General features: G+C 53.8%; 13 protein-coding genes. All 13 read right to left on the reverse strand.

The features are described 5' to 3' along the window. Positions 1 to 111: 111 nt before the first annotated feature. The 13 genes from LPW39_RS09410 to LPW39_RS09470 all read right to left on the reverse strand — a co-directional run bounded on the left by LPW39_RS09410 (position 112) and on the right by LPW39_RS09470 (position 14,733). Positions 112 to 456 carry a hypothetical protein gene (locus tag LPW39_RS09410; protein WP_230773927.1) on the reverse strand — a complete coding sequence of 115 codons (345 nt, stop codon included), beginning with the start codon at positions 454 to 456 and terminating at the stop codon, positions 112 to 114. A 300-nt stretch (positions 457 to 756) separates the two neighbouring features. After that, positions 757 to 2,568, reverse strand: coding sequence for a molecular chaperone DnaJ (locus tag LPW39_RS09415; RefSeq protein ID WP_230773928.1), 1,812 nt, complete (start codon positions 2,566 to 2,568; stop codon positions 757 to 759). Positions 2,569 to 2,570: 2 nt separating this feature from the next. Then, complete coding sequence (locus LPW39_RS09420; protein WP_230773930.1) at positions 2,571 to 4,292, reverse strand: molecular chaperone HscC; 1,722 nt, start codon at positions 4,290 to 4,292, stop codon at positions 2,571 to 2,573. 198 nt (positions 4,293 to 4,490) lie between these two features. Next, positions 4,491 to 6,053, reverse strand: coding sequence for a hypothetical protein (locus tag LPW39_RS09425; protein ID WP_230773931.1), 1,563 nt, complete (start codon positions 6,051 to 6,053; stop codon positions 4,491 to 4,493). A gap of 79 nt (positions 6,054 to 6,132) precedes the next feature. Continuing rightward, complete coding sequence (locus LPW39_RS09430; protein WP_230773932.1) at positions 6,133 to 6,846, reverse strand: hypothetical protein; 714 nt, start codon at positions 6,844 to 6,846, stop codon at positions 6,133 to 6,135. Positions 6,847 to 7,074: 228 nt separating this feature from the next. After that, positions 7,075 to 7,491: a hypothetical protein gene (locus LPW39_RS09435; protein WP_230773933.1), complete on the reverse strand. Its 417-nt coding sequence runs from the start codon at positions 7,489 to 7,491 to the stop codon at positions 7,075 to 7,077. 56 nt (positions 7,492 to 7,547) lie between these two features. After that, positions 7,548 to 7,922: a hypothetical protein gene (locus tag LPW39_RS09440; RefSeq protein ID WP_230773934.1), complete on the reverse strand. Its 375-nt coding sequence runs from the start codon at positions 7,920 to 7,922 to the stop codon at positions 7,548 to 7,550. After that, complete coding sequence (locus LPW39_RS09445) at positions 7,912 to 8,238, reverse strand: hypothetical protein (RefSeq protein WP_230773935.1); 327 nt, start codon at positions 8,236 to 8,238, stop codon at positions 7,912 to 7,914. Before LPW39_RS09445 ends, LPW39_RS09440 begins: the two co-directional genes overlap by 11 nt. Before the next feature lie 80 nt (positions 8,239 to 8,318). Continuing rightward, on the reverse strand, positions 8,319 to 8,714 hold the full coding sequence (locus tag LPW39_RS09450) for a hypothetical protein (RefSeq protein ID WP_230773936.1): 396 nt from the start codon (positions 8,712 to 8,714) through the stop codon (positions 8,319 to 8,321). Positions 8,715 to 8,856: 142 nt separating this feature from the next. Then, the gene (locus tag LPW39_RS09455) at positions 8,857 to 9,150 is read right to left on the reverse strand and encodes a hypothetical protein (RefSeq protein WP_230773937.1); all 294 of its coding nucleotides are present in this window, start codon (positions 9,148 to 9,150) and stop codon (positions 8,857 to 8,859) included. A 172-nt stretch (positions 9,151 to 9,322) separates the two neighbouring features. After that, positions 9,323 to 9,742 carry a hypothetical protein gene (locus tag LPW39_RS09460; protein WP_230773938.1) on the reverse strand — a complete coding sequence of 140 codons (420 nt, stop codon included), beginning with the start codon at positions 9,740 to 9,742 and terminating at the stop codon, positions 9,323 to 9,325. Positions 9,743 to 9,751: 9 nt separating this feature from the next. Next, positions 9,752 to 13,810: a hemagglutinin repeat-containing protein gene (locus LPW39_RS09465; RefSeq protein WP_330166600.1), complete on the reverse strand. Its 4,059-nt coding sequence runs from the start codon at positions 13,808 to 13,810 to the stop codon at positions 9,752 to 9,754. A gap of 128 nt (positions 13,811 to 13,938) precedes the next feature. Further along, on the reverse strand, positions 13,939 to 14,733 hold the full coding sequence (locus tag LPW39_RS09470; RefSeq protein WP_230773939.1) for an Imm49 family immunity protein: 795 nt from the start codon (positions 14,731 to 14,733) through the stop codon (positions 13,939 to 13,941). Positions 14,734 to 15,132: the final 399 nt, after the last annotated feature.

Here is a 15,132-nt window from a genome sequence, read left to right on the forward strand (position 1 = left end):
GGAGGCTTATTGGACTTAACGTCCCAATGCTGGGACCTCCGCCGCCCCGCATGATTAGCCACCTCCCGACATGGCTTCCCGGGCGCTTCATGGCCTAAAAGCAATGCTGAATTAGATCTGAATGCTCCACCAGGACAAGTGCAGCGTTGGCTCTACGGTCAGCTCCGCTTCTGACTTGCAGCCCTGTAAGTCAAATAGAACGTGTATTCCCTGACCTCGTTGGGTCCGCCCGATTTCTATCTGGCTGACATTCTCTGAAGAGACGCAGGCAACTTCTAGGCCGGCTGACTTCAGGCGCACGTGAAATGAATGGGAAATAGCGCTAAAGGAAAAGTCCATTTCGACGCATCCATCGGGCGAAGCCTTTACGAAACGGCAGAAGCCCATAGAGCCATCCAACTCAACGGGTTCAGCGCAAAAGCACTCCATAAATTCCAGCTCACTAGGAAATTTCATTGCCAGTTCCCTTTTGAATTCTTCACCTGAATCTTTCAGGAATGCCCATCCGTTGGATGTCGAAGCTCCAGCTAACGGGCATCAAGCGCGGTTCAAACCATTTGGCACCACCAGAGATCCAATGGATCCGCCTGCGTTTAACGCCGGCAGGGGTAGCATCTTCGTAGCCAAACTCAGTTCCACAACATGGGCATAGGCTCCAGCTCGGGCTGCAGCCATCCTCACCCCATGGGGGATCATTGAGCAAGTAACCACATACCCTGCGGTGCAGATCACTCGTATCGGCATCTCCTTTGCTTTTCATGGCAGCTTGAGCTGGTGTGTGTCCAACTCGTTCAACTGAGCGTTGCCTTGGCGTCTTCTTTCCTCTGCACGCTCCTGCAAAGTCGACAAGGATGAATCGGGTCTTTGGCAGGGAATAAGGGACGAATCATGGGCGCACTCCAAAGCATCTGCACCCGACTCAGGCGGCAGCCGCCAGTCGTAATCCGGAAGCTTGGCTTCGTTCACTAATTGCTGCAATGACAACAAAGGCTTCTTTGCATCCGGCCAGGCATCTACATGGCTCAGCAGGTTCCAGAAGACGGTCGAGTAATCACGCTCAAGGTCATTGATAGCCAATTTATCCTTCGCCATCAGACCTTGTGTGGCATCTCTATCGCGTGGAGATTTCTGAGTCGTGCACCAAGCCAGTTCTTGCACAAATGCCTTCGCCGATGGCACATCACCAACCTGCAGCCACTGGTTACGCAGTGCAAAACTGCGCAGCTCGGCGCAGTAGCGCACGGGCGACTCTGGGCGCACAAAGCCAAAGGCACGTCCATCGGGCATATTCAAATACAGATGGGACAGCCTTGAGCTGAATGATCCGCCGCCCAACTGATGACCAACTCCGGTCAGCACACGCGCAATGCGCTTGGCCTGCTCCAAGCCTCGTTTATCTACCTTGGTGGCAACGCGAGGGTTCGTGATACAGGAAGAGTATTTCCAGAGATCATTTGCTGGCACTGCTTGCCAAGAGTTTGCGCGGCCACCTGCCAAGGTTTGTGCACACTCCATGTCAGATTTTGCTTGTTGTGATCCGTGGGTGCGACCCGCAAACCAATTGAAGAAGAGAAGCGCTGCCACCAAGATCACTGCGATCAAGCCGAAGTGCGTCAAATATGCCTTCGCTCTGGGCTTCCACTGCTTCGCTAACTGGTGGATGCCATCAGCAGCGCGTGTGTGCATTGGCAATTGCGCCCATTGCGACATCCAGTTCTGCAGCTGACCTTCAGGCAGCCACCAGTTCAACAAATGGCGCCACTGCTCCTCAAATAGTTCAAGGTTCTCAGGCGTCAGCCGAAGAGCTTGCGCCACCTTGGGGTCAGGCTCACCCAACAAGGCAATCGCAACCTGGCGCTGCTTCGTCTTAAGGGTTTGGAATGCATCCAAGATGTATTCCAGCACTTCGTTATTGATGCCGTTTCGCTGCCAGGCAAAGAGGCTATCTGCAGCTACCAATAGGGCACTGCGACGCACGCCAAGCGTCTTACCCGCAATGCGCTGCGCCAGCGTCATCACAAACGCTTCCCGGTTTTCAATGCTTTCCAGCTCCGGGCTTGCCAGCAAACGTTGCAGCTCTTCCTTTGCCGCCTCCATGTCCGCTGCTGCAAACTGCCAATTCCAAGCATCCAGCAGCTGCTCAGCAACGGCCATGGGATTCGTGACCAGCCGCTCAGCCTTAGCCTCCGGTTCCGGTTCCGGTTCCGGTTCCGGTTCCGGTTCCGGTTTCGGCTCGTATTCTGCATGTGGGGAGGGGTCAGTGTCAGCACTGAAGTCCGGTCTGGCTTCTGGCTCTTCGTCGGATTGCGCGATTTCCGGCTGATCCATCATCTGCAATGGCTCTGGTGGCGACGGCTGAGCCTCAATGTGCTTAAAGCACACATCAAACTGAGGCTCGCCACGCGCATATGCCATGGCCTGCTCGTAAGCACTGCGCAATGCGATAAATTCTTGCGGCTGCGCGAGTTGGTCAATATCCTTGAGCAAACGCGCATAAGCGCGGCGCACCGCCCGCTCATCGGCATCTACCGGCAACCCCAGTTGCGCAAATACTTCCTGCAGATTCATTGTCAGTCCGTATCAGGCAAGTACTGTTCTGATTCAATGCGCGCCAGCATCGCTTGCAGCTGCTGCCGCGGCTGGGCAAACTGGCGATCGTCCTGCGTCTCCAGCGCTACCTCAAACTCCATGATTGCGTCTGCCAGCGCTGTACGCCAGTGTCCCAACAGCTGCGCGTGGTGGCGCTCGGCCCTCGCTATCAATGCGCGCACCTCCAGCCGATCACGGGGATGGAGCTTGAGCGCCTTCATACGCTCCAGGCTCTTTGCCAGCTCTTTGGGCGACAGGCGCTCTGCCGAAGCCTCAATCACCAACTGCCTGGCCACCCCTTGGGGTTGGCCATGTCGCAACAACACGGCCTCCACCTCCAGCAAGCCATTGGCATCTAGCGTAAAGCGCACATCGGTCGACAAGCCGTCACCATCGCTGCGGGCTGGCAAGGGCAATATCAAGGAGCCCAAGCCGATGTTGTCTTGCACGCGGCGTGCCTCGCCCTGGAAGATGTCAATATTCAATTGCCGCTGCTCTGCGGAGTTAGGAAAAAACCGCTCGACCCGGCTCGCGGGGATGATGGTGTTTCGCTCCAGCACAGGTGCCATAAAACCGTCCTGGGTTCTTCCATCGGCTAGGTATTTAGTAACCTTCACACCCAGCGTATAAGGGCACACATCGGTCATCACCCGCTCGGCCAATGCTGCATCCCGCCCCCGCAGTGCTGCTTGCACCGCTGCGCCCAGCGCCACGGCCTGGTCCGGGTCCAGAGCGGTTTGCGGAAAGCGCCCAAACAGACGGGTCACCAATTGCCGCACGGCTACCAGGCGCGTGCTGCCACCAGCCATCACCACGGCATCCAGCTCCTGCGGGCGGATTCTTGAATCGCGCAGTGCGCGCTCTACCGGCTGGCGCATGCGCTCCATCAGGGGCTCCAGCACGGCCTCCAGATCCTGCGCTGTCCAGGTCATTGCCAGCGGCTTGCCGTCCAGCTCGATGCGCATCAGGGCCTCTTCCTGCACGGCCAGGCTGCGCTTGGTCGCCTCGGCCGCGCGCTGCAGCCGCGCAGCGGTCATCGGCTGCTGCGCCTGCTCTTCCGTCAGGCCCAGGTGCTGCACAAAGCGCCGCACCATCAGCACATCCACATCCTCACCCCCCAGGCGGTTGTCGCCTGCGGTGGCGCGCACTTCCATCACGCCGTCAAACAGCTCCAGCACCGATACATCAAAGGTGCCGCCGCCCAGGTCAAACACCAAAAACCGCCCTTCGCTCTGGTGCAAGCCATAGGCCAGAGCAGCCGCTGTCGGCTCGTTCAGCAAGGTGATATCGGTAAAGCCCGCCAACAACCCCGCCGACCGGGTGGCATGGCGCTGCACATCCGAGAAATAGGCCGGCACCGTGATCACCACATCGGTAATGACCGCTCCCAGCTCCGCCTCTGCATCGGCCTTGAGCGAGCGCAGCACCAAGGCCGACAGCTCTTCAGCGCGCATCGCATGCGCCCCCAGGCGAAACACCCGTGCCGTTCCCATGTCGCGCTTGAACACCGCAGCGCTTTGCTGCGGATGGCTTTGCAAGCGCTCGCGTGCGGGTTCCCCCACCAGCAGGCTGCCGTCCTTGTCCACACTCACCACCGAAGGCGTCAACACCTGCCCCAGGGCATTGGGCACCAGCCTGGCTTTGCCGTCTTGCCACACCGCCACCAGGCTATGGGTGGTGCCTAAATCAATACCTACGAACATATTTCCTCAGCAGTCGATAAGTCGCCCAGCGTGATAAGCAGGCGCGCTTTGGTGGTTGGCTGGTGCGAGATTTCGCATAGCGATCATTGAACGTATCGACATCCGCTGCGCCCCCTTTACTGCCGGTTGGCAGCAGGCGACGCGGCGAATGCCGTTGGCAGGTGCCCGTTTTAAAGCACCCCGCCAACCTCCTCACCATCACAGCCCCAGCACATTGCCCTTGCTGTCCTTGATCTTCATCACGCTGCCCGTGGCAGGCGAGTGGCCGTTGTAGAAGAAGGTGGTGCTGGCCATCTCTTGCGGTGCTGCACCGACGGTGTAGAAGCCGCAGGTGGCGCGCCGCTCAGCAACTGATACGAACTGGCAACGTACGCTGCCCGTGCTGTTGGTGGCGACGCCATCGGTGATGCGGTCCAGGGTGGCGCGGGTGTTGACGCGCAGGTTGCCCTTGCTCATCGACAACTGCCAGTAGCCCAGCAGCGATTCCGCAGGACTGCCGTGGCCGGTCAGGTCCATGCGGATGATCTTCTTGGGTGCTTCGTGGGGGAACTGGATGGTGCCTTCGACCAGCGAATCGGCCTGCTGCAGATCGATGTAGGCCGCGCCGGCATCTTGCACTTCGTGGCCGGTGCGGGCGGGGCCGCCAAAGTAACGGCCGCCTGCGTACTGGAACAGGCCGATATCCATCGCAGATTGGCCATAGGCGCCCGAGCCCATGTGGAAGGTGGATGCACCGGTGCTCAGGTAGTCAAAAATCTGCAGCACGGCCACGCCGTTTTGCACATCCATGCTGATGCCCCGGCCTGGCTTGCCATTGAGCTCATCGGCCACCACCCAGGTGCCGTTCACGGGAATGCGCGAGGCATTGCAGCTGTTGCCCGGCACAAAGGTTTGCAGCGCAGGCTGGCATTCGGCCACATTGGCGCTGGGCACCGTGCCATTGGCCAGCAGGTGGCCCACCAGCTTCAGCTCCTTGCCCGATGCCTCGCTGGCCACAGCTGTGCCCGTCACATCGGCGGCGGCATAGCGAAAGCTGAGCTTGGGCAGGTAGTCCAAATCTGCTTGCGAAGCGTCTTGCGTGCAGTCAAAACCAACGGCGCCCTGGCTGGCACGCTGGCAGTCGTAGTTGAGTTCGCGGATAACGGTAAACGGTGGCGCGATGACCTGGCTGAACGGGCGCAAGGTCAGCCGGTAGCCGGCACCCGCCTGCACCAGATTGCTTTGCCACACCTCATGCAGGTTCGTGCCATCGATGGTGGCCCACACCGCGTTTTGCCCGCCCTGCATCAAGGCAGCGTTCTGGGGTTTGAAGGCGTCGGCAGAGTCGCCCGCCACAAAGCGCTCAATGACCACCGGCGCCTCGCCGGGGAACTGCACCGTGCCCTTCAGGCCATTCTCAAAAGTGATCGTCACATTGCCGGCCTGGCCAGCTTCATCGGCCGTGCGCGCCTCGCTGCCAAAGTAGCGGCCGCCTGCGTAGTAGGTCAGCGGCGCCGTCACTATATTGCCCTGCATCACGCCCAGCGCCGTGTGGAAGGTTGCCTCGCCATTGGCCTGGTAGTTGTAGACCTGCATGAAGAACGTGTCCTCCTGCACATCAATGGCCAGGCCACGGCCCGGCTTGCCATTGACTTCGCTGGTCACCACCCAGGTGCCTGCCTGCGGCGTAAAACTGCGCTCAGCCGCTTGCGCGCCGCTCGCCATCAACAGGGACACCGCCACCGGTACAGGGGCCAACCAGGCCAAGGAATGCTTCTTCATCCAACTATCCTTTTCAACACTAACGCACTAAAAAACCCAGCCAGCACGCTGGCGGGGCAAGGGATCCTCTTCAGGGTTCTCAGGGGTTTACTGCTCTAACAGGTTGGGCAGATCCGCCAGCACCTTGGCTTGGCAGTCGGCCAACATGCGGTTCAGCTCTTGCTGCACGTTGCGGTAAGAGTCTTCTGCCCAATAGGCCAAAGGTTGCGCGGGCTCGGAGCGGCCGCTGCACCGGACAACGGGGGGGGGTTTTGCGCTTGCCGGCTTCACGCTTCTTGGACACATCCAGATCCAGCACCAGCTGGTAGTTCGCGTCATCTGTACCCATCAAGTTGTCATAGATCAGCTGCGCGGACCCGCCTCCCACCACCAGTGGATAGCTAAAGCTTTTCTGCTGCGCCCATGGGTTATCGGCAATAGACGCATCAACCGCTTCTTGCAGCGACTGAACAAAGCTCGTCGGCACCGGGTTGTTCAAATATTGGCGGTCAACCACATCCTCAATGGGGACGCCCTTGAGGTCTTCCTTGTTGAAGGTATTGATTGCCGCGCCACCACCCAACGCAGCCATCAGCAGATGCACCCCTACCTGCGCCGCAACGGCAGCGCTTGTTTCCTCTCGCCGCACGATCCGCACTTCCGTCGGCGTTTCTTTGAGCCTGGGTGCTGCATACGGCGCTTTGGAGTAGGCGACCTTCAGGGGACCCGGGGGTGCCTTGGGGGTGGTTTTGCAGCCCGCTAACAGGGCGGCACTGGCGATGGCGCCAATAAAAATCTTGTTTACTTTGATCATTTTCTAAACTTGGTTGATTTACCAATACTCACGGATTTTAATTTTCAATTAAAAATATCTATCGATTGGGCGCAATAAGCTGCTATTAAAAATAATTGTCTACAGAGAGACCATAAGCAGTTTCAAAGAAGTGATGCTTAGCCCAAAGATGCTCAAGCGTTAGCTACTAAGAATTAGGCGTAACTAGCTGAAAACAGATCTATTCGAATAAATCTTGATTTATTGCAATTATTTGTTGTCGGCAGTGACCTGAACGATACATCCAAAGTCATCTTGGAAATCATAAAACCCATCAAATATATCTTCTGGCCACTTGTCATCCGTTAATGAAACAGCTTCCAGTCTGTCAATCACCCCATCTTGTCCGACCCAGACTAGAAAGCTAACCAACCCGTCAACGGGATGTCGGCGCCTTGCATTTATTGCAGGTGGATAGCCGCTCACTGGCAGCCCAGTCTCATCACGGGGGATAACAACAGATTCAGCCTTGGAAGAATGGTTGAAGGATGTGACAAATCCGCAATTGAAGTGTTCTCTTTTTAAGAATTTCAGATGCGAAATTTGACTTCGCATTTTTACAACCCAATCATCACTCCCTCTCAAGGCAAGAAGCATGACATTAATTTCAAAATCATCTATATCCATAATAGCTATGCGTATCTTAAGCTCTGCACCTGGGTCTTTTAAAAATATGCTTGTCCTCAGCAGTTTTCCAAATTGAATTGGCTAACGATCTCTCTAGTAGTCTTGAACTTCATCATTAAGCCCAATTCCAAGAGCTTTACAGCTCCCAATCCAGAAATAGTAAATTCATAAGTTTCAAGTAGAATTACCATTAGCTCATACGCTAAAGCATACTCTCCCGCTTCTTCTATATATTCATGAATCCTTGCGATAGTTTCATCAAATCCCAGCATATGCTCAGGAAATGATTTAGAAATTTCGCGTTGGCTTTCTACCTCATTCAAAATAAAAACCAAGTTTTCTTCTGTATTTTTAAAAGTCATGTGCTTAAAACTCAGCAATTCACTATGCACACAGGAGTGATTTCCCAGGAAATAAATATTAGTATCCATTGTATTTATTTTCATCTATAGGAACGAAATCACAATTCTCGATCAGGCTAATCCAACCGGATAGGCCATGAAAAAACTTTAAGTTTATAACCTTATATTTAATATCATCGGCTGGCCCGAAGGTGATCATTGCATTGCAGTGTTGTGCGAACGGCCCTCCTGCACACACTGGAAATCTCAAATCGATCTCTTTTTTATTAAAATCACTCATAAAACCCGATGCTTCAAACAACAGCTCACTAAATACAACATAAAAATCTCCACTGAACATCACTTTGCATACGCACGGAATATCATTCAATTGAATAGTTTCCATGGCAAACAAATCCCTCGGTAATTTGATGTTTAGATCCATTATCTATATTTACACTGTTTTTGTAGCGAAAGAAAATTCATTTATTCAACAAAACCGTTGGGCAGGTAAAGATAAATTTTCATATCATCAGGAATTTGTTCATTTCTTATTTGAAACAAAATATCAATGAATTCAATCATTGAGCTGGTCGATTGACACCTATTGTTCGTATCGTATTTCATCACCACCACTACTCCATTGGCGCGAAATTTTTCAAGCCCTCCGCCAATAGAATCTGCAAGTGCATCCCAACTTTTTCCACCTTTGATTAAAGGGTCTAATGGAAACTCTGCTTTTACAAATTCAAATATCTCATTTTTACTACTAAATTGCATAGGAAATTCAATTACGAAAAGCCCATCAGACTTTAATCTTGAAATCTCTGCACAAAAAACATCAATTTCGTTAATTATTTTGTCGTAATTAAAAGAATTCATGATTCACCGTATCCTTGCGAAAGCAGGCTTGCCAGCATCACCGTAGTGGGTCCAAGTCAGATATGTGGCACCAGTTCGAGAATCCACAACAATTCGATTTGTGCCGGCACCACTTTGACCTGGCGATGGTGGCAATCTATACTCAGTTTATTGTCTGGCTGGTAATTCTCCCTCCCCGTTCTGAAACGGGACTCGCCACCGCATCCACATTATTAAATCTCAGGAACGAAAGAACTAAAAATCCCTGCGCATCCTTCAATATGGACCCGCTCGCATAAAGGACAACGATAAACTTAATTTTCACTTCATCAATTATTTCGAAAAATCTTTTAGAGTTAAGATTATTATCTACATCTAATTTTTCGCCTATTTCATCAATCCGACATTCTGAAACTAGAGCCAGCTCGAAATCAGGAGAACCAATAGATAGATTCATTACATAACCACAACGACATGCAAATTTTGGTATTATCCTTATCGCTAATTAATAAGCGTACAACATATTCATGTTTGGAATTTAAAAATTTCCAATGAGTAATTGTAAATCTACCATCGAATTTTAGATCCTGCTTGAATTCGACAAACTTAGAAATTCGGCGACATAAATTTTAAGATTGCCTTGCTGGCTCGTCTTTCCCCAAGATCTGTAATGCAAACCGCTGAGCCTCAATTTTTATTGAAACCGAAGAACCGAACCCGTGAAGACTTCCTTCAAATTCGTACTTCGTAGTCCCTGTTTGTGCTTCGCCTGCGTAGTGAAATTCAACGGGTTTCTTCCAAACGGTTTCTCCATCTTGCACAAACCACTCTCTTACGACCAAGTCAAAAACCTTTACTCCATAAAAGACAAGAATGCAATGACCTACAAATCCCTCATCGTTTTTTCGATAAAACAGCTTATCTAATTCACGATTAGTAGCCAGCCAGTGATTTACATAAATCTTTGCTGTTGAATCAACAAACACATGCGCACCATACTGGCAATTGTATGTATCAATCTGATCCCAACAATCCTCAACCACCTTCATATTAATCCTTTACTTTTTCACGAAAACGATAGTAAACATTGGATCAGTCAGCTTTGACCCATCCGTCCGCAAAAAAGGTACCCCTTGATATTCAGGCAACAGAGGACCTTTATACTTAATGGTTAGGCCCAGCGCATCAAGTTCACCTGCGGTCGGTATATTGGTCAAGTATTTGTTTGCCTGTGTTCCATTAATAACAATCTCACCCCCTGATTGAGTAATACGAGTTGCTTCCGGCAAATAGTCCATCATCATGAAGGTACCACCTGCCTTTGGAGGAATGTATGGGTTGTTCGCAACCACTCGCGCCTGGCTACCACTTGGAATAGTCGGCATATTTGTTGCATCCAAAGCTACCGCTCCCGGCGTAGTAGGTCCAACCCCTACAGCACCAGGTACTTGCGGCCCTCGAGAATCAGTAAACAATTCAACGGTTCCTCCTTGCACTGCAGCCGGCGGTTTAGGAGAAGCTCCGCCAGAACCAGTTTTTCCGCCACCGCTGTCAGCGTCGCCGCCGAACTTGACTCCTCCGCGCTGCGCAGCGCGAGATCCCGCAGATGGCCCCGTGCCAGCATTCTCCAGAATCTTCACACCAATTTTCGGACCAACGGTCGTAGCAACGCCCGTAATTAGCAACGCATTAACCAGTGTTTCGCCCCGGACTTTGGGGTCAGTGCTATTAAGCCCTTCAACGATATTTTCTGGCAACCCTTGAATGCCCTTGACGATGGCAATTGTGGTTTCAGTCAGCCCTCTATTGGCAATGGAGTTAATGAGCTGGTAGGCAGCATCAACGGTCCCCACCGCAACACCTGCGGGAGTGATATTGCTCAGCCCGGTTCCAATCCCCACCAAATACTGCGCGGTAGTGACGCATTCTGCGGTGACGCATTGCTTTTTATACGCACCAGTGCCGATCATCCTAGAGGCGCTATCTTCCATGTTGAAGATATGCCCAAGGGTATTGTCGTCAACGCCTGCGTCCACCAAGTTTTGGATCGCTGCATAGCCTTTTCTGTATTCCGCAATCAATTCATCGCAGTTGGCGGTGGCATTGCAGTTCAGCAGTTCAACGTCATTTTTTGCGCTAGCGGTATACGCCTCCAGCATGGCCGTGTCACGGCAGGCTTGGTCCTCGCACTTTCTCAAGGCCTTAGAGAGCTTGTCTACATCGGTGTGCTTGAGATAGTTGTTCTCCGTTGCACCCTTCGCCAACTGGCCTGACACAGCTACATCCGTGGCGTTGCCACCAGCCGCCTTACCAACCAGAGTGCCCAGGGCCGCCGAACCGACCTTCATCAGTTCATTGAACTCAGGCGTTCCTTTGACGTATCCAAGGCCTACCAAGTAATCGGCCATTACGCCAACCGCCAGCTCGTTTGCGGCACCAGTCAACAAACCAATGCCAGCATTGCCGCCACCCATAGCAGCAACGGCAGCGCCCACCATGCCGTGCAATGCCACCTTCTCAGGCGAGCCATCCTTCCATTCCTTTGCTTCTGCTATATCCCCCACCACACCAGCAGCCACACCACCAAAGATGCCGGCCGCCTGCAGGTTCTCCTGCGCCTCCCTCTGGTTCGCCTCAATCTGCTGGGCTTGCACCAAGGTCAGGCGGTTGCTCAGGCCCTGGTCTGCCGTCTCCGGGTCGCGCTGCGTCAACGTGGCCACTGCCTGGGCACTGCTGCCATCGGCGTCTTGGCCGGTGATGGTGACCTTGCCGGGGCTGATGACGCTTTGGGTTTGGCTGCGGTCGCTGCCCGCTTCAGGCAGGCCCGCTTGCGCAGCGGTGCCGGCCAGCAGGTTGCTGGTGGCGTTGGCTGCAATGGTCGACAGAGCACTGCCGCTGCCATAGGCCAGGCCAATGCTGCTGGTGCTGACATGGGTGTCCTGCGTATTGGTCAGGTCGCTAAAGGTCAGGCTTTGTGTTTGCAGCTGGTTTTTGTCGGCCTCTGCAGTGCTGGTGATGGCGCCACCTATCAGGTGGGTGTTGCCGCCCACCTTGATGTCGTAGCCGCCCTCGCCGGCAGAGATGCCGCTTTGCCCAACTGCGCTTTGGTAGTTGTGGTTCAGCTCGGTGCGGCTGACGTTGACGCTGCCAGTCACCGGGTTGCCATAGCAGATGGGCGGTATGCACAGGCTGACGTTAAAGCCTGAGCTGCTTTGCTGCATCTCGTAGGTGGTCTTGTCTTGCAAGGTTTCGATGGTGAGGTTGCCCCCCACATCGACCGACACTTGCTTGCCCGCCACTTGCGCGCCGCGCAGTTCCGTATCGCCACCCGATTTGATGCTCAGGCGGTTGCCGGCAATGATTTGCGTGTTGTCGTTTACGGTCTCCGTGCCATTGCCACGGTTGCGCGATTGGCCGTAGTTGGCCTGGAAGCTAATGCCGCTTTGCTCGCCCAGCGCCACCGTTACACCCAGGCCGCCGCCCGAGCTGCTGCTGCTGCTTTGCACCGCTTGGGTGTTTTGAACGGCCAGCAGGTGGATGTTCTTGGCGGCATCGAGCGCAATGTTCTCTGCCTGCAGCTTGGCACCATGGGTGGTGATGTCGCCTTCGTTGGCAGTGATGTCGATGTTGGACGCCTGGACATTGGTGCCGCGCTGCGTAGTGCTGTTTTGGCTGCTGTCCTGGCGGCTTTCGCTCGCGCTGATGGAGACGCTCACGCCATAGCTGGCGGCATTGGGATCGATCGCTTTGCCGTTGCCTCCGCTGCCAGTGACTTGGCGCACCGCAGCAGCCTCGTTGGCAGCACCGTTCTGCGCGTACTTGTAAGCGTCATAACCAGCCTTAAGGGCGTTGGCCCCTGCCAGGCGCTCGGAGCCGCTGCGGGCGCTTTGCAGCGCTGCATCGGCCGTGTTGATGACCGCGCCCAGCATGCCCGCAGGGCGTGCGCCTACCACCAGGCTCTTGCTGCGCAGATGGTCTTCGCTCTCGTGCGTGGTCTCTACGGCCTGCAGGTCTACCGCATTGCCGCTGATGCTGACGCGCTCCTTGGCCAGCAGGTCGGCGCCTTGTGCGGTCACATTGCCTTGGCCGGTGCCCTTGTACTGCTCGTCGGTGCCGGCGCGCAGGGTCAGGCTGCCTTCGTTGGCGCTCAGCACGCTGGTGGTGCCTACGCCCAGGCGGTCCTTGCCGTTTTGGTCGGTGCGGTTCTGCCCAAACGCGGTGTAGTTGGCCGACAGACCTGGCAACAGGCCCACGCCCGTGCTACGGCTGCTCGATGTGTACTCACTGTTCTGGGTATCGCGCGCAGCGGTGATGTTGATGTTGCGCCCGGCCTTGACATCGATGTCCCGGTCGGCAATCACCTGGCTGGCCTGGATGGTGGCATCGCGCCCGGCTTGCATCTGGATGTCGCCACCCTGGATGCGCGAGCCCACGTTGATGGTCTGGCTGGAGCTCCCCGTGCCCTTGGCGCTGCTGGAGCCGACAGAGACGCCGTCCATCAAGCTGGCTGACAGACCCGAGCGCTTGTGCGTCTCTTCATGCGACTCTTGCAGGGTGCCCTGGCCGGGGACGATGAGGATGTCGCGGCCAGCGTTCAAGGTGACCTTGTCGCTGGCACTGATGTCGGAGCCTTGGATCCTGATATCGCCGGAGCCCGCGACCAGCTTGCCGTCTTCGCCCACCTGGCCGGCTTGCAGCAGCACGTTCTTGCCACTGACTTGCGAGCCGACCGTGGCGACGGTGTCGGTGACCGATTGCGAGGTACTGGTCTTCTTGCTCAAGAAGCCGCTGGTCTTTTTGTACTCGGCCTCAAACTCGTGGCTCTCGGTGTGCTGGTCCAGCACATTGATGTTGTTGCCCGCAACCAGCGATACATCGCCCAGGGCAACCACGGTGGCACCCTTGAGGTTGGCGTTGCTGGCACCTGCCTCAGCACCGCTGGTGTCCGTGCCTTCGCCACCGTCGTACTTGATGGCCTGGGCGTTCTCAACCGCCAGGGGTTTGATGACGCCCGTGGTCGTGACCGAGCCCGCGACCCCATATCCCGCTTGCACCAGCACGAATATCAGGGCTTGCAGGATAAAAAGGGCGATGGATCGAAAGGTGAGTGGTCTCACGGATTGTTTGAGTGCAGGAAGAACGCAAGACCTGTCAAAAGTCTCTGTGCAAAGCGTGCACAAATTGCTTCCGTTCGGGTAAAAGTCAACAGTCGCTCGCTTGGATCATGACCATCGCGCAAACAGCTTTAACGCAGCCTTGGTGAGAACTTTGTCCAAGGCTCTGAAAACGGCTGCCAAATATCAAATTCCTTCATAAACTCCCAAACATCGTCGTATTGATCATTGGGTTTTATCGGCAGCCAATCTTTGGGAATCCAAGGATTTTCGACATCCACTTCATAGCCGTTATACCAAGCCAGCTTTGAAAAAAACGTTGCATAGGAATCAATGAAATCTCGAGTTATTGCTGATTCCTGCTCATATCTAATTCTTCTATTTTTGGGAAGGCTTTTTTCTTCCAACACTTTTTCCATCCCTGCTTTATCGCCTTTGGCCAATGCCAGATAAAAGTAATGATCAATGAGATACGATCGATCTTTTTTTATTTCATCTTTTATTGCCAGTACTCTTTCGCATCGTTCACCCAGTTCATCCCAACGGGCATTCAAGGCCAACCATGATTGATACCGATAAAACATCCAATTCTTAGGATTATCCTTATCTCCATCGGAGTTAGCCTTATCTGGATGAAACATAGAATTGCATTGCCGATACCACTCGATCAGCTCCGCACTGTCAGAAACTAGCACGGTGAAAAGATCGGTTATCAAATACCCTTTCCCTGGGTCGATGTGCTGTCGCATAACTCGAAGTTTCGCAGACAAATATAAAAATTGCTTGAATGTTAAAATGTCATTATTTTTAAAGAAATAATTGAAAGCTACCGCCTCCAAATTATCTGACAAGAGCAATAAGCAGGCCGATCTAGAACCTTCGCTTGCATTTAAAAGATCGATAGGTCTTTGGTCTACATTGGCCATATTTTCCAAGAGAGATAGACCATTGCTTCTACTGTCTTTGACGTTTGAAGTGCATGTATTCATTCAATCTTACCCACCGGTTTCTTGGTCCAAATGTTGAACCATATGATCCAGACCGTTGTTACCACAATATCCCCCTCCCAGAACCTTCATACAAGTATCAGCGCTCAACGCGTCGTCTATCAACGCTTTAATTTTGACTCTATATTTATCGCCACTGGAAACCACATCGCTGATCATCAATCACTAATTCATCGTGTTGTTGGGAACAACAGTTGAGTCTGCCAGCTTTCTCTTGCAAAAAAAGCCGCTGCAATTTGGGAAGGTGCCAACAGCCCTAAACGCCTGCCCCAATTTAGCTGCAGCACCTTCAACATCGTCGGTCTTCTGAAGGGCTTT

The organism is Comamonas koreensis (assembly GCF_021026195.1).
In the GTDB taxonomy this organism is placed as follows: domain Bacteria; phylum Pseudomonadota; class Gammaproteobacteria; order Burkholderiales; family Burkholderiaceae_C; genus Comamonas; species Comamonas koreensis.

Bases quoted from the DNA above. Each gene is read 5' to 3' on its own strand.
- LPW39_RS09410 (WP_230773927.1), bottom strand. From the start codon at position 456: ATGAAATTTCCTAGTGAGCTGGAATTTATGGAGTGCTTTTGCGCTGAA.
- LPW39_RS09415 (WP_230773928.1), bottom strand. From the start codon at position 2,568: ATGAATCTGCAGGAAGTATTTGCGCAACTGGGGTTGCCGGTAGATGCC.
- LPW39_RS09420 (WP_230773930.1), bottom strand. From the start codon at position 4,292: ATGTTCGTAGGTATTGATTTAGGCACCACCCATAGCCTGGTGGCGGTG.
- LPW39_RS09425 (WP_230773931.1), bottom strand. From the start codon at position 6,053: ATGAAGAAGCATTCCTTGGCCTGGTTGGCCCCTGTACCGGTGGCGGTG.
- LPW39_RS09430 (WP_230773932.1), bottom strand. From the start codon at position 6,846: ATGATCAAAGTAAACAAGATTTTTATTGGCGCCATCGCCAGTGCCGCC.
- LPW39_RS09435 (WP_230773933.1), bottom strand. From the start codon at position 7,491: ATGGATATAGATGATTTTGAAATTAATGTCATGCTTCTTGCCTTGAGA.
- LPW39_RS09440 (WP_230773934.1), bottom strand. From the start codon at position 7,922: ATGGATACTAATATTTATTTCCTGGGAAATCACTCCTGTGTGCATAGT.
- LPW39_RS09445 (WP_230773935.1), bottom strand. From the start codon at position 8,238: ATGGAAACTATTCAATTGAATGATATTCCGTGCGTATGCAAAGTGATG.
- LPW39_RS09450 (WP_230773936.1), bottom strand. From the start codon at position 8,714: ATGAATTCTTTTAATTACGACAAAATAATTAACGAAATTGATGTTTTT.
- LPW39_RS09455 (WP_230773937.1), bottom strand. From the start codon at position 9,150: ATGAATCTATCTATTGGTTCTCCTGATTTCGAGCTGGCTCTAGTTTCA.
- LPW39_RS09460 (WP_230773938.1), bottom strand. From the start codon at position 9,742: ATGAAGGTGGTTGAGGATTGTTGGGATCAGATTGATACATACAATTGC.
- LPW39_RS09470 (WP_230773939.1), bottom strand. From the start codon at position 14,733: ATGGCCAATGTAGACCAAAGACCTATCGATCTTTTAAATGCAAGCGAA.